General features: G+C 42.1%; 20 protein-coding genes. All 20 read right to left on the bottom strand.

Translation table 11 applies throughout. The annotated features are described in order from the left end of the window. Positions 1-6: 6 nt before the first annotated feature. A complete protein-coding gene (locus tag ACQYAD_RS05975; RefSeq protein ID WP_430236340.1) occupies positions 7-447 on the bottom strand; it encodes a cell division protein SepF in 441 nt (146 codons plus the stop codon). Then, a complete protein-coding gene (locus ACQYAD_RS05980; protein WP_430236342.1) occupies positions 444-1,136 on the bottom strand; it encodes a YggS family pyridoxal phosphate-dependent enzyme in 693 nt (230 codons plus the stop codon). Before ACQYAD_RS05980 ends, ACQYAD_RS05975 begins: the two co-directional genes overlap by 4 nt. After that, positions 1,133-1,963 (bottom strand): peptidoglycan editing factor PgeF, encoded by an 831-nt coding sequence (pgeF, locus tag ACQYAD_RS05985; protein ID WP_430236343.1) that lies wholly within the window; start codon positions 1,961-1,963, stop codon positions 1,133-1,135. The genes ACQYAD_RS05980 and pgeF overlap by 4 nt, the downstream gene beginning before the upstream one ends. A gap of 69 nt (positions 1,964-2,032) precedes the next feature. Further along, the gene (locus ACQYAD_RS05990) at positions 2,033-2,299 is read right to left on the bottom strand and encodes a YlmC/YmxH family sporulation protein (RefSeq protein WP_430236344.1); all 267 of its coding nucleotides are present in this window, start codon (positions 2,297-2,299) and stop codon (positions 2,033-2,035) included. A gap of 103 nt (positions 2,300-2,402) precedes the next feature. Then, the gene (gene sigG, locus ACQYAD_RS05995; protein ID WP_430236346.1) at positions 2,403-3,182 is read right to left on the bottom strand and encodes an RNA polymerase sporulation sigma factor SigG; all 780 of its coding nucleotides are present in this window, start codon (positions 3,180-3,182) and stop codon (positions 2,403-2,405) included. Between the two features lie 168 nt (positions 3,183-3,350). Continuing rightward, positions 3,351-4,070 carry an RNA polymerase sporulation sigma factor SigE gene (sigE, locus tag ACQYAD_RS06000; RefSeq protein WP_430236348.1) on the bottom strand — a complete coding sequence of 240 codons (720 nt, stop codon included), beginning with the start codon at positions 4,068-4,070 and terminating at the stop codon, positions 3,351-3,353. Positions 4,071-4,115: 45 nt separating this feature from the next. Next, positions 4,116-5,054 (bottom strand): sigma-E processing peptidase SpoIIGA, encoded by a 939-nt coding sequence (gene spoIIGA, locus ACQYAD_RS06005; RefSeq protein WP_430236350.1) that lies wholly within the window; start codon positions 5,052-5,054, stop codon positions 4,116-4,118. Positions 5,055-5,709: 655 nt separating this feature from the next. After that, the gene (gene ftsZ, locus ACQYAD_RS06010; protein ID WP_430236351.1) at positions 5,710-6,849 is read right to left on the bottom strand and encodes a cell division protein FtsZ; all 1,140 of its coding nucleotides are present in this window, start codon (positions 6,847-6,849) and stop codon (positions 5,710-5,712) included. A 40-nt stretch (positions 6,850-6,889) separates the two neighbouring features. Continuing rightward, a complete protein-coding gene (gene ftsA, locus ACQYAD_RS06015) occupies positions 6,890-8,173 on the bottom strand; it encodes a cell division protein FtsA (RefSeq protein WP_430236353.1) in 1,284 nt (427 codons plus the stop codon). Positions 8,174-8,329: 156 nt separating this feature from the next. Then, on the bottom strand, positions 8,330-8,692 hold the full coding sequence (locus ACQYAD_RS06020) for a small basic family protein (RefSeq protein ID WP_430236355.1): 363 nt from the start codon (positions 8,690-8,692) through the stop codon (positions 8,330-8,332). Then, a complete protein-coding gene (locus ACQYAD_RS06025) occupies positions 8,692-9,372 on the bottom strand; it encodes a DUF881 domain-containing protein (protein ID WP_430237212.1) in 681 nt (226 codons plus the stop codon). The genes ACQYAD_RS06020 and ACQYAD_RS06025 overlap by 1 nt, the downstream gene beginning before the upstream one ends. Positions 9,373-9,474: 102 nt before the next feature. Then, entirely contained in the window at positions 9,475-10,188 is a 714-nt protein-coding gene (locus ACQYAD_RS06030; RefSeq protein WP_430236356.1) for a DUF881 domain-containing protein, read from the bottom strand. Beyond that, positions 10,160-10,948 carry a cell division protein FtsQ/DivIB gene (locus ACQYAD_RS06035; protein ID WP_430236357.1) on the bottom strand — a complete coding sequence of 263 codons (789 nt, stop codon included), beginning with the start codon at positions 10,946-10,948 and terminating at the stop codon, positions 10,160-10,162. Before ACQYAD_RS06035 ends, ACQYAD_RS06030 begins: the two co-directional genes overlap by 29 nt. A gap of 174 nt (positions 10,949-11,122) precedes the next feature. Next, a complete protein-coding gene (gene murB / locus ACQYAD_RS06040) occupies positions 11,123-12,031 on the bottom strand; it encodes a UDP-N-acetylmuramate dehydrogenase (protein WP_430236359.1) in 909 nt (302 codons plus the stop codon). Positions 12,032-12,095: 64 nt separating this feature from the next. Beyond that, a complete protein-coding gene (murG, locus tag ACQYAD_RS06045; protein WP_430236361.1) occupies positions 12,096-13,199 on the bottom strand; it encodes an undecaprenyldiphospho-muramoylpentapeptide beta-N-acetylglucosaminyltransferase in 1,104 nt (367 codons plus the stop codon). Between the two features lie 156 nt (positions 13,200-13,355). Then, complete coding sequence (gene spoVE, locus ACQYAD_RS06050; protein WP_430236363.1) at positions 13,356-14,456, bottom strand: stage V sporulation protein E; 1,101 nt, start codon at positions 14,454-14,456, stop codon at positions 13,356-13,358. A gap of 75 nt (positions 14,457-14,531) precedes the next feature. Next, a complete protein-coding gene (murD, locus tag ACQYAD_RS06055; protein ID WP_430236365.1) occupies positions 14,532-15,884 on the bottom strand; it encodes a UDP-N-acetylmuramoyl-L-alanine--D-glutamate ligase in 1,353 nt (450 codons plus the stop codon). Further along, positions 15,885-16,859 (bottom strand): phospho-N-acetylmuramoyl-pentapeptide-transferase, encoded by a 975-nt coding sequence (gene mraY, locus ACQYAD_RS06060; protein ID WP_430236367.1) that lies wholly within the window; start codon positions 16,857-16,859, stop codon positions 15,885-15,887. 131 nt (positions 16,860-16,990) lie between these two features. After that, on the bottom strand, positions 16,991-18,451 hold the full coding sequence (locus tag ACQYAD_RS06065) for a UDP-N-acetylmuramoyl-L-alanyl-D-glutamate--2,6-diaminopimelate ligase (RefSeq protein WP_430236369.1): 1,461 nt from the start codon (positions 18,449-18,451) through the stop codon (positions 16,991-16,993). Positions 18,452-18,603: 152 nt separating this feature from the next. Next, positions 18,604-20,523 carry a stage V sporulation protein D gene (locus ACQYAD_RS06070; protein WP_430236370.1) on the bottom strand — a complete coding sequence of 640 codons (1,920 nt, stop codon included), beginning with the start codon at positions 20,521-20,523 and terminating at the stop codon, positions 18,604-18,606. Positions 20,524-20,664: the final 141 nt, after the last annotated feature.

Below are 20,664 nucleotides of genomic sequence, written 5' to 3' on the forward strand. Positions count from 1 at the left end.
ATCTGCTTACCACCTCTTATCTTGAAAATCATGTTCTTGAACGATCTCGGAAATATTACCTGCTATCTCCACATTATCTGGCGTACAAAGAAAGATACTTGTGCCAATCCGTTGAATATCGCCGCCAATCGCATACACAGTTCCGCTTAAAAAATCAACAATCCGCTTCGCCTGATCATGGTCAATCCGCTGCAGGTTTACAACCACCGCCCGACGGCTTTTTAAATGATCGGCAACTTCCTGTGCCTCTGCATACACACGGGGCTCAACCAAAATAACTTTTGCCGATTTTTGTACGCTTTGCAAGCTGACGACATTGGGCGATTTTACCTGATGCTGGTTCCTTTGTGGTTGTTTTACCGGCTCTGGCGTTTCTTCATATTCTTCATTCTCATCATATTCATCGTCTAGAAAGAAAAATGTTTTAATTTTTGATTTAATGCTCATTTCGTCACCCTCTCTTCATCTTCACCGACAAGCGCGGTTCCTATTCTGACCATTGTTGCCCCTTCTTCTACCGCAATGTGAAAATCATTCGACATCCCCATGGATAGATGGTCACAAGGTGCAAAAGCAAATTGACGAGCCTTTACTTGCTCACGCAGTTCTCTTAAGAGCCGAAAACAGTTGCGAAGCACTTCTTCGTCGTTTGTCAGCGGAGCCATCGTCATTAAACCGACGATTCCAATTTTATCAAATGCTTGAAGCTGTTCAATAAACGGAATGACCTCATCAGGATGCAACCCATGCTTGGATTCTTCACCAGAAACATTCACCTGGACAAGGCATTTGATCTTTTTGGGGGAACGCTTTTGAATTTCCTCAGCTAAAGAAATCCGATCCAGTGAATGAATATAATCGATTTTATCAATGATATTTTTAACTTTCCGCGTTTGTAATGAGCCAATAAAATGCCAAACAGGCTTGTCCTTTAACAAACTCCACTTTTCAAGCAGCCCATCATCCCGGTTTTCGCCGAGTTCGCAAACCCCTGCATCGAGTGCCTCTTGTGCTCTTTTGGTGCTGACGTATTTTGTTACGGCAATCAGCCTTACCTCTTCGGGATTCCGGTGAACCTTGAAGCAGGCATCAGCGATTTGTTGTTGAATGGCTTCAAGTTTTGCAGCAACTTTCATGATACTGATTGATCCTCCTTCCAACCGATAAAGCTTGCCATTCTCCCTGTCTGTCCCTTGTCGCGGCGGTGGGAGAAAAAATGGCCGTTGTCACAGCTTGAACAGTAACCAGTCAGCAGAATATTCTGGGTCGGCACTCCTGCTTTTTCGAGCAGCCGTTTGTTTGCTTTTTGCAAGTTTAACGAATATTGACCTGCTGTGATTAAATTATATGGTTTTTCGTCGACATCTTCTAGTATATTTTGAACTAAATCAACAACACGATTATCTACAATATAACATTTTTCACAAATTGATGGGCCAATTACGACAAAAATATCTTTTGGCTGTATCCCTTCCTGTCCCCATAATTTTATCATGTGGGCAGCAATTTGCTTTACCGTTCCTTTCCAACCTGCATGCGCGATGCCAATCATTTTTTTCTCTGGTGCAAGGAAAAAGAGCGGAACACAATCTGCATAGCAAAGCGTAAGCAGGATGCCGTCTTCATTTGTATAAAATCCATCTGTATCTTTAAAGGACTCATCGTAGGAAAGGGAGCCTTTTCCGCGGTCCGCTTTTGTAACTTTTTGAATAACGAATCCATGGGTCTGTTCGGCTCCAACCCAGTTTCGAACCGGGAAATCTATCTGCTCTCCTACCTTCTCCCTGTTCGCGCAGACAGCTGCGATTTCGTCGCCGACGTGAAAACCAAGGTTCAAGCTGAAATATGGGCCTTTGCTCTCTCCGTCGTATTTTGTCGTCATTCCTGCGGTAAGTCCGGGAAACTGCTCCGTCCATGGTTGAATCGAAAAAAAAGATTGTTTTTGTAAAACAAATGGTTCCATACTTTCCCCTCATTTAAGTTTTCTTTAGTGTACCATATGATGGTAAATTGGTCATGTCTCATTCTGCTGTTAGTCAGAATCATTTACTGCATTTTCACCGTTGCCTTTGTAGCGAACCAAAATGACATCATGGCCAATTTTTAAAATGTTTTTCCAAGAGATGACGATTTCTTCATCCTTGCCAAAAAAACCAAGGACGCGCCCGCCTCCCGAAATAACAATTGCTTCAATTTTCCCTGTTGATAAATTAATATCAATATCATCAATATTGCCGAGTTTCTTTCCATCTGCAACATTTACAACATCTTTGATTTGAAATTCCGAAATTTTCACCATTACTGTTTCCTCCCGCCTTTTGACTCTATAAAAAATATATGTGAACCTTTGCGGTTAAAAGACCTTTTCGTCCAAAAAATAAAGCTGTCCTTTAGTGGACAGCTTAACTTTGAATGTTTTTATTCATTTGCCGGATTGCCGCTTTTTCGAGTCTGGATACTTGTGCTTGGGAAATTCCAATTTCGTCTGCGACTTCCATTTGCGTTTTACCTTGGAAAAATCGCTTGCGGAGAATCATTTTTTCCCGCTCATTTAACCGTCTCATTCCTTCTTTTAAGGCAATTTCCTCTATCCAGTGCGTGTCCTTATTTCGTTCATCACTCAATTGATCCATAACGTAAATCGGATCCCCGCCATCATTGTAGATGGGCTCAAACAACGAAACAGGATCTTGAATAGCATCAAGGGCAAACACAATCTCTTCGTGCGGAACTTCTAAAACGCGGGCAATTTCTTCGGCCGTTGGTTCTCTTGATGTTTCACTCATTAGCCTTTCCCTCACTTGCAGGGCTTTATAGGCAATATCCCGTAGTGATCTTGAAACGCGTATCGGATTATTGTCGCGCAAGTATCGGCGAATTTCTCCGATTATCATCGGTACTGCATAAGTGGAAAATTTAACATTTTGAGATAGATCAAAATTATCAATTGATTTCATAAGACCGATACAGCCGACCTGGAACAGGTCATCAACAAACTCGCCCCGGTTATTAAAGCGTTGAATGACGCTTAAAACAAGTCTCAAGTTTCCGTTGACGAGCTTTTCCCGAGCGCTAATATCGCCCGCTTGCATTTGCTTGAAGAGCAATCTCATTTCTTCGTTTTTTAAAACAGGAAGTTTTGATGTATCGACACCGCAAATCTCAACTTTATTTCGAGTCAATCTGTTTTCCCTCCTCACAGGAGCTGCTGTACAAAAAACAGTATCTCCCCGGGAAGGAAAAATATGCACCGGCTATTTCCTACAGAAAACGTGGGAAATATTAAAAAATCCTTTATTTCCCACGTCCAACCGGTTTTTTTACGTAAAAAAATTATTTCGCAAAAGCCGTTACACCATTTTATTAAATTCTTTTCGCAATCGTTTTATTATTCTTTTTTCCAATCGTGAGATATACGATTGGGAAATGCCTAACATATCGGCAACGTCTTTTTGTGTCTTTTCCTCACCGTTATGTAAGCCAAAGCGAAGCTCCATAATTTGTTTTTCCCTGTCAGATAACTGGTGAAGTGCTTTGATAAGGAGCTTGCGGTCCACATTGGCTTCCAGATCTTTTGTTATAATATCTTCATCGGTTCCAAGCACATCGGATAACAATAATTCATTTCCATCCCAATCGATATTTAACGGTTCATCAAATGATACCTCTGAGCGGATTTTATTGTTTCGTCTTAAGTACATTAGAATTTCATTTTCAATACATCTAGATGCATATGTAGCCAGTTTGATTTTCTTTTCCGGGTTAAAGGTGTTGACCGCCTTGATTAAGCCGATTGTTCCTATACTGATCAAATCTTCAATATTGATCCCCGTATTTTCGAACTTCCTGGCAATATAGACGACTAGTCTCAAATTCCGCTCAATTAGAATCGATCTTGCCGCTTTATCACCATGTGGGAGTTTTTTCAAGAGTAGCTCTTCTTCATCTTTGCTTAAAGGAGGAGGCAGTGCCTCGCTTCCGCCGATATAATACACTTCATCTGTCTTCAGACCAAGTTTGATTAAAATTTTATACCAATAATAAGATAAGCGAAATCGCCATTTTTTCACGGAAGTTCCTCCTTCTAAATGTTGAATGTACTGAGTATAGTATTATTAACTTACTTTCACTGCATCACCGGATAGCTTTTGGCCCGTCAGCATTTTTGGATGAACAATACATTGAAATGCTCCATCTGCGGAAAGTTCCTGCAACGTAAATGACACAAGCCCCTTCTCGTAAAAATAGGCTTCATTCTCTTTCACAATTTTGATCGCATCCGGTTTGATCGCAACAATGAGCTGATGCTCTTGTCCAACCACCCGGCAAGGTACAATCCTTAACCGATTTTGCCATTCATCCGGGAGATCGATGGTTTCAGTTACGATCGACTCCCCCTCTTCTGCAAGCTTCCGAATCGGATCCGGCAGTGAGCCGTCATTGTTTTTTACGGAAACAATCATGACGGGCATTTTCGTAATTGGATCATACAATTGATTGCCGCTGTCAACCAGGCCTGTAAAGAAGAGCTCTATTTGATCAATTGTCAAGACGACTTTTACCATTTGATCATATTGAATTTTTGTCATTTCAATGCTCTCCACTCTTGTTTTTGAAAAATGCCACGCAACTGGAAAGCCAAGCAAAACGAACAGCCAGCTAATCGGATCGCCAAAGCCTTTTACATTGGATAAAAGAACTTTTGCTGTTAATTCTGAATCATATTGAATAAAATAATGAACACCGATCAAAATTCCACCAAGCAAAAAGGTCGAGAAATACAAGGTAAACAGCCCTTTTATAAAAAACCGCCACCGCTGATAACCGAACACGGTCAACACCATCAATACAGAAAAAAGCAATTTTGATGCTGGGTGGTTTGTAATGGGCGCAGTCGGTGTGAACGATAAAAGAATGATCAGTGATCCGATCAAGCCGCCGGCCAAAAGCCGCCAAACCCGTATGCTTCTTTTTAAAATGATTGCTGTCAAATAAAGCAAAAAGGTATCAAACAAAAAATTTAACAGCCAAATGACGTCCAAATAAACGGTCAATGAGCGGCTCCCCCCTATGTGACCAAAGATGGTGGAGAAACAATTAGCAAACTCGCAAATGATTCTTCTATTCTGTTTATGAAAAAGTATATCGTATTTGATTAGGCCGATGCTGTCACTTCCTGTAATCAAAAAAACAGAAATTTTCACTATTGCTTACGGAATTTGTCAGATTTTTTTCAATCTGAGAAGAGTTTAGCGTCCTATGCCCTATGGTGCTACAAAAAGTCTCGTCAGTCCATTTACACTTGGCACGCAAATAAAAAGGTGAAAAAAATTATAATTTTTTTCACCTTTTTATTTTATAACCTTCAAAATTGATGTTTTTTGGAAATTTATTAAGGAGAGATGCATGTATGAAATAATCTTTTTTTATTTATCTTCATAAATTGTAATTCAAAACTTAAAACACCCGACTTATCAGGCCTTGTCTGCTGGGTTATTACTTCTCTATATGGTATTGGTTTTTAATTTATCAGTAATTATAGAAAAAAGGTATAATCCCCTCAATAAAAGGGATATTATACCTTTTTTAATAGCTATTAAAAGCTCAATGCTAATTTTAATAGACAAGTTTAAAAAGCTTTACCTTAAAAAGAGCTTTTTCAGCACTCTCCTCATCAAGAGCAGTGCTTTTTTAAATACTACTTCGTCATTATCTGCGGCGATTTCGGTTGCGCAGGAAGGTTGGAATGTCAAGTGCATCTTCTTGGGTAAGAGAAGGGTTGCGCGGTTGTTCAGGCTGTTGCGCAACTTCTTCCCTTTTCGGTTCTCTTTTTACCGTACCCATTGCCGGCTTGGCTTGGCCAAAAGACGGGCGGCTCACTTTGGATTGGATCACTTCTTCATTGAAGCCTGTTGCAATAACCGTCACAATGATTTCATCTTTTAAATCTTCATTGATAACCGATCCAAAAATCATGTTTACTTCTTGATCGGATGCAGAGGCAACGATATCTGCCGCTTCCTGAACTTCATACAGGCTTAAGTTCATGCCCCCGGTAATGTTCATTAAAATTCCCTGCGCTCCGTCAATTGAAGTCTCAAGCAATGGCGAGCTTACAGCCTTTTTTGCCGCTTCGACTGCACGGTTTTCCCCAGCGGCAACACCGATTCCCATCAAAGCCGATCCTTTGCTTGACATAATTGTTTTAACATCTGCAAAATCAAGGTTGATCAACCCAGGGGTGGCAATTAAATCGGAAATGCCTTGCACACCTTGGCGAAGAACGTTATCCGCTTCGCGGAACGCCTCAAGCATTGGCGTACTTTTATCAACGATTTCAAGAAGACGGTCATTCGGAATGACAATCAATGTATCAACCGCTTCTTTCATTGCGTTAATTCCGCCGGATGCTTGCGTTGCCCGTTTCTTTCCTTCAAACGTAAACGGTCTCGTCACAACTCCGACTGTAAGGGCCCCAAGTTCACGGGCAATTTGTGCAATAACAGGAGCAGCACCTGTTCCTGTTCCCCCGCCCATTCCGGCAGTCACAAACACCATATCCGCCCCGCTTAATGCTGCTTCAATTTGTTCTTTACTTTCTTCGGCCGCCTTTTTTCCAACTTCAGGATTAGCACCTGCGCCAAGACCGCGCGTTAATTTCGCGCCGATTTGCATTTTGATTTCTGCTTTTGAAAGATTCAATGCCTGTGCATCGGTATTAACTGCGATAAACTCTACACCTTGAACACCGTGTTCAATCATTCGGTTCACTGCGTTATTGCCGCCGCCGCCAACACCAATTACTTTTATGGTAGCAAGGGAATCTAAATTTGTATCAAACTCTAACATGACAAATCCTCCTAATTCGTCGATAGTCCTTTTCGCTGATCTACTCGAAAAAGTATCCAAGGAATTTTTTTACTCTTGATGACATTTTTTCTTCTGGTTGTTTTTCCGGCTTGTTTTTTGGTTGATGTTGCTTAGGAGCACGGCTTTCCGCTGACTCGGATACAGATGACGGAGACGAAATCATTCCCCCTGGCAATCTAGCAGTCTTATAGGCATATTTTATCAGTCCTACTGCCGTAGTATACTGCGGTTCCCTGACGCCGATATAATCCGGAGCCGCAATGCGTACCCTGTTCTGCAATACTTCTTCTGCAAGTTCCAAAATCCCTTGCATATTAGCGACTCCGCCAGTTAAAACATATCCCCCGGGGAGATCGCGAATACCGAGACGTTTCATTTCTTCCACGATAAAATCAAAAATTTCTTCCAGCCTCGCTTCGATTATGTCGGAAATTTCCAATTGGTTGAATTGTTGATGCTGATCGCTTCCGATAATCGGAACACTGAAAACCTCATCCTCAGAAGCATCGTCGTAAAAGGCATGTCCATGCTTAATTTTAATTTTTTCAGCATCTTCGGTTGACGTACGCAATCCGATCGAAAGGTCTTTTGTAATATGATCTCCGCCGATAGGCAGCATCGTTGCGGCTTTTAATTGACCTTGTTCAAAATACGCAATGGTTGTCGAACCCCCACCTAAATCAATAAGCGCAACCCCAAGATCTTTCTCATCTTTAGAGAGGGCAAATGAGCCTGAAGCAAGCGGTTGTAGGGTAATATCTAAAACATCCAAACCTGCTCGCTCTACACAGCGAAGAGTATTATGTAACAATGTTTTAGAGGTGGTAATGATCGTGCCTTCCATTTCCAATCGAACGCCGATCATTCCGCGTGGATCGTTAATTTCATCCAGACCGTCTACAATATATTGCTTGGCAACAACTCCAATAATTTCCCGTTCAGGAGGAATCGAAACGACCTGAGCGGCATCAATAACTCGTGTAACATCCTCATTCGTAATTTCACGGTTTTGGCTTGAAACAGCGACAACTCCATGGCATGGCTGGAGAACAACATGGTTTACGGAAACCCCAACAATCACCTGACGGATTTCCATTCCAATCATTCGCTCTGCCTGCTCGATCGCTTTTCTAATTGAATGAACGGTTTCGTCGATATCTACGATTGAGCCTTTGCGCAATCCCTCAGATTTCACATTTCCCACGCCAATTATATTTAACGCGTCATTAACCATTTCCCCAATGATTACTTTTACGCTGGATGTACCGATGTCAAGGCTAACATAAATTTCATTGCTGTTCATTCTTTGGCACCTCCTTTAGCATTCCTTTAAACAGAACAACAAATGGTTTTGTTTGCTAATTTGAAATTTGAAATTAGATTCCTATAATAAGATGAACTTTGTGTGCATATCTTTATAGAAATATTCGTCACAACTAGATGATTCCCTTTAAAAAAATTACTTTTTTTCTAATTTTTCTTTGCTTGTTGACCATTTTGTTAATAAAATTCGCCGGATTACTGCAATATTTTGAAACAATCTTACTCCAAATGCAAAAACGGCTGCTAAGTATAAGTCTACACCAAGATGGACACCTAGAAAAGCTAAACTTGCGGCAAGTAAAATGTTAAAGAAAAACCCGGAGACAAACACTTTTTCATCGTAGATATTTTGCAAATGTGCCCGAATTCCGCCAAACAGTGTATCAAATGCCGCCAGGACAGCTATGGACAAATAATTGGAATATTCCTCAGGAACCCGGATATCTGTTAACAGTCCTAAAACGATGCCGACAACTAACCCCAAAACTGGAAGCCACATTATGGATTGCCTCCCTTTCCGTCTTTCACTGGTTCCATATAGCGAATGCGTATTGGGTTTTCGTATGCAGGAACCGTAACACTCGCAGTTGGCTTTGAAACGGTCAGCCGCAAATTCTCAATAAAAAATTCCTCTGCCGATTTTGATGCTTTCATACGGTTATAAAGTTTTTCCGCCTTGCTCATATTTTCAGCGACTACCTTCACTTCAATCGGCAATGATCTTACTGAATGGCCATCAATTTTCGTCTCTTTGTTAATGTCGCGAATAACGGTTGTGTTAATAATTCGCTGACCATCAATGGAAACATATTTTGCTTCATCCAAATTCAATTCATTTAAAAGCCGCTTCAACAGATCGGGTGAAACGACTTTTGCTACCGGTTCGCCAAGTTTAATTGCCTCTGTAACCGGTTCAATTGTCAGTACAACCCCGGGACCAGTTGCTTCCGTCAAACCAGCCTCCCGTTTCAATTCAGTTAACGTCTCCCTTAACACTTCTTCTTTGCTTTGCTTTTTTTTTGATTCATACACAGCTAATTTCGCATCATTTGAGCGGATGTCAGTCAATAATTGCGACTGCAGCTCCTTTTCCTTCAGCAATGCCTCACGCAATTGCCAAATATCCCTTGTATCTCTTTCAACCGGTTTTTTGACCGTTTGAAATTGGATGGCAATCATAAATCCAACAATAGCAGCAATTGCGGTAAAACTTAAATTTTTTTGTAACTTGCCCACTCTTTTCACCCGGCCTTCTCCCTTAATCGTGGACAGACGCTTATCTTAATTTCGCAAAATTGGCCCCATTACAATCTCATCTTCTTTTTCAAGGGAAAAAACAATATTATCATTGACTAGTTGATCCTTCACACCGCCTGTAAGATTTAAAGCAGATGCTAAAACATCCTGGTCCCCAATTGCCGAGATGACAAATGGAGCGGGATACTCATTTCCATCAACCGTAATAACTGGACCTGTGCATACTATGTACGAATTGCTTGCTAATCTTTGTCCATTTATTGCCACAGCGGCTGCTCCGGATATATATAGCTCATTGACAACTTTAAAAACTTGATATTCATGGACAAGATAGCTGTTCACATTGTCCACTTTCGGATTGTAGGCGCCATCGCTCAGCGTCACTTTTACCCCTTTTCCTTTAACCTTTACTTGGCCAAGAAACATCCTGTATTTTTCCGCATCTTCCGCCAGATTGAAATTGACCTGGGTTTCCTTTGATAGGCTTTTTTCATTTTCGAGTACTTTCGTTTGCTTTGCCTCTAATTCTTTTTGCAGTTTGCGATTTGTTTCTTCTTGGGAAATCAGCTCATTTCGCAAGCTGATCGTTTGATTCCATTGCCGATCCGTCAAATGCTTATCATTCGACACCGTTTTTTTTTGGGTATAATGGTAGGAAAATGCTAACATATAACCCAAGAAAAGGAAGACTAATAAGAGAATAACATGGCTACCTTTTCGCTTGGTTTTTTTCAACATTTGCATTCCCCTCCGACCCAAATGCCTTGAAAAATGAACCGACTTCCAAATCAATGATCCCCTTTTTGTTTGGGTCAAGCTGACTCATAATAGACGGATAGTGCTTCATTTTATCCGCAAAGCCCCTGATCGTCGCGCTTACTTCAAAGCCATCATTCATAAACAGCGAGATATGATCGCGATCTGTTTTATGGGGAGTATAGTGAATTTCGGAAATTGAATTTGTAATCTGTTCCGGCAATTTCTGCAGTTCGGCAACAAGTTCATTCAGTTCTGCTCCTTCCTTGAAATTCATTAGGATTGGAGCATTTACAGGTGGATTCGTTAGTTTACGAGATCCCAAGACTTTTCCATTATCCAAAATCAGATAGTAAAACGGGTCATTCTTCAAATAGGCCACCCGCTTATGTTCCTGAATTCGAATAAAGACTGAATTCGGCCATTTCACTTGAATAGTCGCTTTTTTAATTTCCGGCAGGCTCTCCAATTTTGCTGCAACTTCCGTTTTTTTTACTTTCCACATATTCGTTTGTTGCGAAATTCCTGTCTTCCGAAGGATTTCTTCGCTTGAATAAAACTCATTGCCTGTCACGGTGATATGCTTTACGCGGCTTAAAGGTGATTGAATATAGGCAATAACGGCAATTAAGGAAAAAAATAAACTGAGAAGGAGTATTAGTCTTCTGTTTGCTTTCTTTCGTCTTTGTTGTTTCAGTTTTGGAATCCGATCCTCAAGATCAACGATTTTACCTTGTTCCATACTCCCCTCCCATGTACTTTTTGGAGTATTCAATGCTTGTCCATGTAAAAAAGAATTTATCATTAAAGTCAAAACAACGGCACGAATTCTCATGCCGCCACATAGCTTCATAACTGTTTCTTTCTAATGAAACATTATACCACATTCTTGAATATTCGTAAGCGAAATTTCCAGTTATTTTCGACCGATTATTTCCACTTCTGTTTCCATTTTTACATTATACAAACGATTGACCGTTTCTTTTACATAGTCGATTAATGCAAGCACATCTGATGCCGATGCATCGCCTGCGTTCACAATAAAATTCCCATGCATTTCCGAAATTTTCGCACCGCCGATTTGATAACCTTTCAAGCCTGCCGTCTCGATCAATTTTCCGGCAAACTGTGGAAGCGGATTGCGGAAAATACTGCCTGCGCAAGGAAAATTCCATGGCTGCGTTTCTTTGCGATAATCTTTATTTTTTTGCATTTCAGACACGATTTCGGCGCGATCGCCTTTTTTCAGTTGAAAGACAGCCTCAAGGACAATCCCCGGCCGCTTTTTTTGCAAAACAGAGGTTCGATAGGAAAACGCCATTTCTTCATTTGACAGCCACTCCATCCTCCCATCAGCAAAAAGAGTATGGGCTTTTGTTAAAATTTTGCTGATATCGGAGCCGTGGGCGCCCGCATTCATATAGACGGCACCGCCGACAGAACCCGGAATTCCGCTTGCAAATTCCAGCCCCGATAAGCCTTTTTTGCTGATCAAAGTTGAAAGGCTTACAAGGGAATGGCCGCCGCCAACCGTGATTTGTTCCCCGTCGATTGCCAATTGATCCATGCCTGCACCCAATTTGATGACGACCCCTTCAATTCCGTTATCGGAAACAAGAAGGTTCGATCCTCTGCCAATCGCCCGCCATTTTACGCCATGTTTTCGGATGATTTCCATTGCCTTCTGTAAATTTTCAAATGATGACGGTTCAATGAAAAGATCAGCTGGTCCGCCAATTTTAATAGTTGTATAGGGAGCGAGCGGCTCATTTATTTTTACTTTTCCAATATTCGCATTTTGCAATTCGTTTAACAGTTCGTTCATTCAGATCCTCCTACTCTTTCTAAAAACGGAGCTATTCTATTTTATGCAGTGAACTAAATATGGGCTACTGCTGTTTTTTGCCGGCAAGCTGTTGCATTAAACGAAACAGCCGCTCGGCTGAGTCGGGTACGCCCAATTTCAGCGCCTTATCTTTCATCTGCTTTTGCTTTTCTTTGTCAAGCAAAATAGCATCAATGGAGGTGACAAGGCTTTTAGCGGTCAGATCTTTTTCCAAAAGCAATACGGCTGCACCGCGCTCGCTAAGTGAGCGGGCATTTTTCTCCTGATGGTTGTTGGTCACATACGGACTCGGGATTAAAATGCTTGGAACACCGAGTGATGTCAGTTCTGCAATCGTTGTCGCTCCAGCTCTGGAAACAACAAGATTTGCTCCGGCCAGAACTTCCGGCATGTTGTGGATAAATGGTTTGATCACGACATTTCCAGGATTGCCGATCAAATCGGCTTCCTTTTTTACCGCTTCAAAATGGACATCGCCTGTTACGTATAAAACTTGATAGGGCTTATTTGCAAAATCGGCAAACGACTTGACAACAGCCTCGTTAATCGGCCTTGCACCCCGGCTGCCGCCAAAAATCAGCACGGTTGGCAATGTGGTGCTAAGCCCGGCAGACAACCGCCCGCGAATCCCATCCTTACCAGTGACCTCTGATGCACGCGGATTGCCGGTGAAGACAACCTTGGAACTTGGAAAATATTCTTTCGCTTCATCAAAGCAAATCGCGATTTTATCCACGTAGCGGCTTAAAAATTTATTGGTTAAGCCGGGAACACTGTTCTGTTCATGAATAATCGTCGGAATCCGTCTTTTGCTCGCAGCATACACAACCGGTCCGCAAACATATCCGCCTGTTCCAATGACAATATCAGGCTTGAACTCCTTTAAAATTCGCGAGCTGTCTCTTGTTCCCTTTAAAAACCGATAGATCGTTTTTATATTTTCAAAAGAAAGCTTCCGCTTAAATCCCGTTATATGAATGGAACGAAATGGGATGTTTTCCCGCGGAACGATTTGGCTTTCCAATCCTTTATTTGTTCCTATGTATAAAAACTCGGCATCGTTTGTTTTTTCCTGTATTTCTCTTACAAGGGCAAGTGCCGGATAAATATGGCCACCGGTTCCACCACCGCTTATTACGATTTTCATTTCTCCACCCCATTAAATCAAATAATTGTGGTTACTGGCTATTGCCGGATGATTACGACTTTACTCATTCTACTATAACGCTTCAATTAAAATCGGCAATGAAATCAGATTGTTAAAAACTTGTAATAAAAAGAACCCTGCAAGGAACAGGGTGTGTTAATATCTGGAATAGCGGCTGATGTTCAATAGAACGCCAATCGCCATTAGCATGAGCGTTAAGGAGGATCCGCCATAGCTTAAAAACGGCAGCGTAATGCCGGTAACGGGCATTAATCCAGTGACAACGCCGATATTGATCATAACTTGGATTGCAACCATGGCAACAATGCCCACCGCAAGGAAACTTCCGTACAAATCCGGTGCTCCAAGCGCAATGCGAATACCTCTCCACAACAATAGCGCAAATAGCAACAGCACGAACGATCCGCCAATAAAGCCCAATTCTTCTGAAAGGATGGCAAATATAAAGTCTGTCTGCGGTTCAGGAAGGTAGAAAAATTTCTGGCGGCTTTCACCTAAACCAAGTCCAAACAATCCACCTGGTCCAATCGCATAAAGCGACTGGATAATTTGAAACCCGCTTCCGAGCGGATCTGACCACGGATCCAAAAACGATGTGATCCGTTTCATTCGATACGGCGCTGAAATAATCAGCCCTACAAAACCGGCAATTCCCAGCAGACCGAGGATCACAAAATGGCGCACCCGCGCTCCGGCAACGAAGATCATAACAATACACGTTCCAATCATCACTGTGCCCGTCCCCAAATCAGGCTGCAGCATAATCATGGCGAATGCTGCAAACGCTAAGGCTAATGAGGGCAATAACCCTTTGCGAAAAGAAGTAATAAATTTTTGCCGTTCTGACAAATATTTTGCCAAAAACGCAATCATCGCCAACTTCATAAACTCAGAAGGCTGAATTGAAAACGCGCCTACGCCAATCCAGCTTCGTGAACCATTGCGGACATTTCCAATCCCCGGGATTAGGACGAGTACAAGGAGAACAAAGCAAACAAGTAAAATCGTCTTTGCCCACGTCCGCCATGTCCAGTAATTGACATTCATGATAAAAAACATTGCCATGATGCCAATTCCAGCAAACAGCATTTGCCGTTTTACAAAGAAAAAGGCATCTTGAAATTTAAATTCCGCCCAAACTGCACTTGCGCTGTATACCATAACTAGCCCAACGGTCAACAGCATAAATGTTACAATTAATAATATGAAATCGGGAGTTGTTTTCTTTGTCGGCACTCTTCACACCTCGGACGCAAGTATTGGGACCTGCAGCTGTGCTGTCAAAAAAAACGTGCTGGCATAGACAAGCCCTTACTTAAGCTTATGCACCGCTTCGATAAAAATGTCTCCCCTTACCTCAAAAGTTTTGTATTGATCCCAGCTTGCGCAAGCTGGCGACAGTAAAATCACATCGCCCGCATTTGAGAGTTTAAACGCCTCGGGTACGGCTTTTTCAACATTATCGACACGCTCGATTCTTTTTATTCCGGCCTCTTTAGCGACACGTTCAATTTTTCCGGCCGTTTGCCCAAACGTGATCACTGCTTTCACATTTTTCAAATAAGGAATCAGTTCATCGAATTCATTGCCGCGGTCAAGCCCGCCGGCAAGCAATACAATCGGCTGTTCAAAAGCAGCCAGTGCATTTACCGTTGCTAAACTATTTGTTGCCTTTGAGTCATTATAAAATTTCCTTCCGGCTACTTCAGCAACATATTGCAACCGATGCTTTACACCTGTAAAGGTCTTGAGGACGGTTTGAATCGCTGAATTTTCAACACCTGAGAGCTTGGCTGCCGCTGTTGCAGATAAAACATTTTCCAGGTTATGGGCACCTGGAAGGGCAATCTCAGCCACCTCCATCACTTGTTCGCCATTAAAACAAATCCAGCCATCCTCTACATAGGCGCCATGCTGAAGAACGGATTTTGTCGAAAACGGAACGATTGTTGCTTGCGATTGGCGGGCAATTTCCATCACATCTTCCTGCTCAACATTCACAATCAAAAACTCAGCAGGCGTTTGATTTTTCGTTATATTGGCTTTTGCGTTTATGTATTCGCGTTTTGTTCCGTGATAATCCAAATGGGCATCATAAATATTCGTTATAATAGCAATTTTGGGATTAAACGTATCAATCCCCATTAACTGGAACGATGATAATTCAATAACAATGGTGTTTTCAGCTGTAGCTTTTTGGGCAACACCTGAAGCAACAGTCCCGATATTTCCTGCAATAAGCGGTTGTTTTTCACCACTCTTCAGCATTTCATAAACCAGTGTAGTGGTTGTTGTTTTCCCATTTGTTCCAGTGATGCCGATAAATGGAGCTTCGGAAATTTGGTAGGCCAGCTCCACTTCTGTAATAACCGGAATTCCTTTTTTTAGTGCCCCCTGAATCATCGGATTGGAATACGGGATTCCCGGATTTTTAACGATCAACTCAAATCCCTCATCAAGTAATTCAATTGGATGGCTTCCACAAATCACTTTTATTCCCTGTTCAAGCAGCCCTTGGGCCTCCGGATTTTCCGACAATGGTTTTTTATCATTCACCGTGACAAATGCGCCAAGTTTGTGAAGAAGCGAAGATGCCGTTACCCCACTTTTGGCCAAACCGAGGACAAGAATTTTTTTATACTGATACGTTTCAATCTGCTTCACTTACAACCACACCTCGATATAAATTCCTAAAATGGCAAATAAAAGTCCAACACTCCAAAACGTTACGACCACTCTCCATTCAGACCAGCCTGAAAGCTCGTAATGATGATGGAGTGGACTCATCCGAAAAATCCGCTTCCCAGTTGTCTTAAATGAAATCACTTGAAGAATAACTGAAAGGGTTTCAATCACAAAAACTCCGCCAATGATGATGAGCAAAAGTTCAAGCTTGGTTAAAATCGCAACAGCAGCGATAGCGCCGCCAAGCGCCAATGAACCGGTATCCCCCATAAACACTTTCGCCGGATGAGCATTAAAAACAAGGAACCCCAAGACGGCACCAACGACGGCTACCGAAAAAATGGCAATTTCAAATTGAGATTGGTTCCATGCTAACACGGCATAGGCGCCAAAAGCAATGGCAGCAGTACCTGACACTAAACCGTCAAGGCCATCCGTCAAATTAACTGCATTTGAAAACCCAACGAGCCAAAAAATAATAAACAGAACAAACATCCAGCCCAAATTTAGCGTATAGTCACCAAATGGGAGACGAATATCTGTTGTGAAACCACTTTGTTTATAAAGCAAATAAAAAATGACCGAAACAATGATTTGACCTAATAGCTTCTGCTTTGAAGTCAAACCTAAATTCCGTTTCAGCACCACTTTAATAAAATCATCCAGAAAGCCAAGCAGGCCAAAACCAAAGGTAACGATGAGCAAAAGCCATGTTTTAACGGTCGGTTCTGCAAATTTTCCTGTCATCACAAAGGTCGTGATCACGATTGAAAACAAAATCATTACCCCGCCCATTGTTGGTGTCCCAGATTTTTTCTGATGGGATTTCGGTCCTTCTTCCCGAATGCTTTGTCCAAATTTCAGCCTTCTTAAGAAGGGAATAAAAATAGGAGAAAGCAGAACAGTAATCAGGAACCCCATTAAAATGGTGAAAAAAATAACTTGCTCCAGCATTCTATTCCCCCCTTTCACATTCTTTTTTTGACATCACAGCTATATCATATGTTTGGTTTCTTGTCTTAAGAAGTTTTTTATTTAAAATATCCATTTTTCACTCAATTGTCTCCATTTTTTATAAAATCTGTTCATTTTGCTTCGATCGCTTTTTTGGCAACAAGACGATCATCAAAGTCATACACATTGCTGCCGATAATTTGATACGTTTCATGGCCTTTGCCGGCTATTAAAAGAACGTCCCCGCTTTCTGCATCGTTGATGGCAGCAGTAATCGCTTCTTTACGGTCAGGAATTACTCGATAGCTTTCTCCCTTAACGCCTTCTTCCATATCCTTTAAAATTGCCAGCGGATCTTCACTCCTTGGATTATCTGAAGTAAAGATCGGATCTGTTGCATAGTTACAAGCAATTTGTGCCATAACCGGGCGTTTTGTCCGATCACGGTCGCCGCCGCAGCCAACGACAACAAAAATCCTTTTTCGGGCAAACTGCTGGATGGTCTTTAATACATTTTCAAGGCTGTCAGGCGTATGGGCATAATCGACAATAACGGTAAAATCCTGACCGGCATTGACCAATTCAAACCGGCCGGCAACCCCATCAATTTCTTCGAGCGAACGAATAATGTCTGAAATCGGTATGCCGCTGACTAAGGCCGCTGCCGTACTTGCAAGAACATTATAAACGCTGAATTTACCGATCAGTTTGATGGCAATCGGATGTTTCCCTGTTGGCAAAACAAGCTGGAAGGATGTACCGGCAGCTGTCATTTGAATATTTTTTGCCATAATATCCGCTGCCATGTCAATCCCGTACGTTACGACATGAGCGGCGGTAGATTTTTCGTACAGTTCGGATGCCTGATCATCAGCATTTAAAATCGCAAACTTTGGATGCTCTTTTTCATATGTATTTCCAAGCTGAGAAAATAACAAACTCTTGGCCCGTTTGTAATCTTCCATCGTATGATGATAATCAAGATGGTCCTGAGTCAGATTTGTAAAAACGGCAATGTCATAATCACAGCCATGAACCCTGCCCATATCCAATGCATGTGACGAAACTTCCATTACAGCGGACTCCACCCCAGCGTCTACCATTTGTTTAAACGTTTTTTGCAATGTTAGGCTCTCCGGAGTTGTATTTTTGGTTTCTAGCTTTTGATCACCGATTTTCGTATACATTGTACCGATTAACCCTGTTTTTTTCCCGGCATCGGCAAGAATTTTTTCGATTAAGTGACTTGTCGTTGTTTTACCGTTTGTACCGGTAATTCCGATTAGTTGGAGCTTCTTCGTTGGCTGGCCATAAAAAGCATCGGCAAGAACCGCCATTGCCCGGCTCGTGTTTTTTACAACAATGACCGGTACGTCCAAATTAAGCGGACGTTCGGCTATTACCGCACAGGCTCCATTGTCCACAGCTGATTGAGCAAAGTCATGTCCATCAACTGTATATCCTTTAATACAAATAAATAGGCTCCCTTTTTGCACTTTTCGATTATCATTCTCAATTGATTGAATCTCCGGATTCGCTCCCGTAAACGGAGCGAGCGGGTGCAAATGCGAAAGCAGTTGCGCAAGCTTCATATTTCTCAAATCCTCTCATTGCATCACAGTGTTCATAAAAGAATGTCCTTAAAATTCCCTTCTTATTTTACATGAAATGCGTTTATTTTTCTATTTTGTTTAAAAATAAACTTAGGCGGTGAAAGTAGTCCACCGCCTTTAGTTCTTTTACTTTATTGTTTTTTATCAAAAAATATCCGGATGGTTGATCCTTCTTTTACTTTTGTCCCGGCTTCAGGTGATTGACCGACAACGACATCCCCTTGGCCGCTAGGTTCAATTTTCAAATTGATCATTTGGTCGAGAAGCTCCGTTTTCGTCATTCCGACAAAATCAGGAATTTCAATGTAGGGAGTGTCCTGCCATGTCATTTTCTTTTCAACCTGGTTTTTACGCGGCGGCACGCCCATTGCCTGCAAACTATCCTTCATAATGCTGCCGACAATCGGCGCTGTCACCTGGCCGCCAAACTGAACTGTCCCCTTTGGATTGTCGACCGCAACATAAACGACAAGCTGCGGGTCATCAGCAGGCGCAAAACCAATAAAGGAAAGGATGTAGTTATTTTCAAGATAGCGGCCGTTTTTTGCCTTTTGCGCTGTACCTGTCTTGCCGCCAATCCGGTAAGAATCAACGAAGGCTTTTCCTCCGGTACCTTGGGCAACAACGGTTTCAAGTGCATAGCGGATTTTTTTAGAAGTTTCTTCAGAAATTACCCTTCTTTTTGCCTCCGGCGTGTTGCGCATAACAACTTCATTTGTAACCGGATCAATGAGTTCCTTGGCAATATACGGCTTATAAAGGATACCGCCATTAATTGCGGCCGATACTGCCGCGACCTGCTGAATCGGGGTAACAGAAACGCCTTGCCCAAAAGCAGTTGTTGCCAATTCAACCGGACCGACACGATTCAAATTGAATAGGATGCCTGTTCCTTCTCCTTGCAAATCAATTCCGGTTTTCTGGCCGAAGCCAAAATTTTTGATGTATTTGAACAACGTATCTTTCCCCAAAAGTTCCCCTAATTTAACAAAACCGGGGTTGCATGAATTTTGGACGACTTGTAAAAACGTTTCGCTGCCATGGCCGCCCCGCTTCCAGCATTTTAGCCGCGCTCCGCCGACTTCAACATAGCCGGGGTCGAAAAATTTGTCTTTCTCCAAATCAACTTTTCCTTCCTGAAGAGCAGCAGCCAAGGTAATAATCTTAAATGTAGAACCCGGCTCATATGTTGACCACACAGGTAGATTGCGGTTGTATACTTCCTGTGGAACATTGCGAAAATTAGCCGGGTCAAAGCTTGGCCTGCTTGACATTGCTAAGATTTCTCCAGTATTCGGGTTCATTGCAATGGCGATAAGGCTGTCCGGATTGTATTTCGCTTCGGCAATATCCAATTCCCTCTCGACAATTGTCTGAATTTTTGTATCCACCGTCAGTTTTAGGTTAAGTCCGTTGACCGGGGGCTGATAGTCGTCAGCCATGTTTTTCATACGCCGGCTTTTTGCGTCCGCAAAAAACTTCACTGCTCCTTCTTTCCCGCGCAGCTCTTTGTCATAATAAAGCTCAAGACCCATCAGGCCTTGGTTGTCCACACCGGCAAAGCCGAGAACATGCGAAAGGTAACTGCCGAAAGGATAATAGCGCTTCGAGTCTTCGCCAATATAAACGCCATCAAGACCTAATGCACGCACCTCTTTTGCTTTTTCATGGGAAATTTTCTTTCCTTCCTTAATGGTTACAATTGATTCCTTGGAAGTAATTTCCCGGTATGCTTTTTCTTTTGACACCTTCAATACAGTGGAAAGCTTTTCAGCCGCATAGGCTGGATCTTTAATTTGCCGCGGTACAACATAGACGGTTGGGGCACTAATGTTTGTTGCCAATGCAACACCATTACGGTCAACGATCTCTCCGCGCTGCGGCTCAAATGGAATATTTCTGCTCCACAATCCTTTTGCTTTTTCGGTTAACGATCCACCTAAGAAAAATTGCACATATCCAAGCCGCACATCAATGATAAAGAAAATTAAAATCCCTACTAACAACGCTAGCAATAAACGCTTCCGAACGGTTACATTTGAAACACGCATACTTTGAACGAGTCCTCCTTTACCCGCGATACTTCGAGCGCCTTACCCCTATGCTACTTGAGGAATAAACCGTGGCAGAAAGTTTCTCTCTACATTCTCGTTCATGTATATGCTTGTACCATTTGGAATAGAACGGGGAGC

Origin of the sequence: Neobacillus sp. SM06 (assembly GCF_050496765.1) — a bacterium.
Taxonomy (GTDB): Bacteria; Bacillota; Bacilli; order Bacillales; family Cytobacillaceae; genus JAEVLT01.

Bases quoted from the DNA above. Each gene is read 5' to 3' on its own strand.
- ACQYAD_RS06065 (WP_430236369.1), bottom strand. From the start codon at position 18,451: ATGAAGCTTGCGCAACTGCTTTCGCATTTGCACCCGCTCGCTCCGTTT.
- murB (WP_430236359.1), bottom strand. From the start codon at position 12,031: ATGAACGAACTGTTAAACGAATTGCAAAATGCGAATATTGGAAAAGTA.
- ftsZ (WP_430236351.1), bottom strand. From the start codon at position 6,849: ATGTTAGAGTTTGATACAAATTTAGATTCCCTTGCTACCATAAAAGTA.
- ftsA (WP_430236353.1), bottom strand. From the start codon at position 8,173: ATGAACAGCAATGAAATTTATGTTAGCCTTGACATCGGTACATCCAGC.
- pgeF (WP_430236343.1), bottom strand. From the start codon at position 1,963: ATGGAACCATTTGTTTTACAAAAACAATCTTTTTTTTCGATTCAACCA.
- mraY (WP_430236367.1), bottom strand. From the start codon at position 16,859: ATGCTGGAGCAAGTTATTTTTTTCACCATTTTAATGGGGTTCCTGATT.
- ACQYAD_RS06070 (WP_430236370.1), bottom strand. From the start codon at position 20,523: ATGCGTGTTTCAAATGTAACCGTTCGGAAGCGTTTATTGCTAGCGTTG.
- murG (WP_430236361.1), bottom strand. From the start codon at position 13,199: ATGAAAATCGTAATAAGCGGTGGTGGAACCGGTGGCCATATTTATCCG.
- ACQYAD_RS05975 (WP_430236340.1), bottom strand. From the start codon at position 447: ATGAGCATTAAATCAAAAATTAAAACATTTTTCTTTCTAGACGATGAA.
- ACQYAD_RS05990 (WP_430236344.1), bottom strand. From the start codon at position 2,299: ATGGTGAAAATTTCGGAATTTCAAATCAAAGATGTTGTAAATGTTGCA.
- ACQYAD_RS06020 (WP_430236355.1), bottom strand. From the start codon at position 8,692: ATGTGGCTTCCAGTTTTGGGGTTAGTTGTCGGCATCGTTTTAGGACTG.
- ACQYAD_RS06030 (WP_430236356.1), bottom strand. From the start codon at position 10,188: ATGTTGAAAAAAACCAAGCGAAAAGGTAGCCATGTTATTCTCTTATTA.
- ACQYAD_RS06025 (WP_430237212.1), bottom strand. From the start codon at position 9,372: ATGATTGCCATCCAATTTCAAACGGTCAAAAAACCGGTTGAAAGAGAT.
- ACQYAD_RS06035 (WP_430236357.1), bottom strand. From the start codon at position 10,948: ATGGAACAAGGTAAAATCGTTGATCTTGAGGATCGGATTCCAAAACTG.
- ACQYAD_RS05980 (WP_430236342.1), bottom strand. From the start codon at position 1,136: ATGAAAGTTGCTGCAAAACTTGAAGCCATTCAACAACAAATCGCTGAT.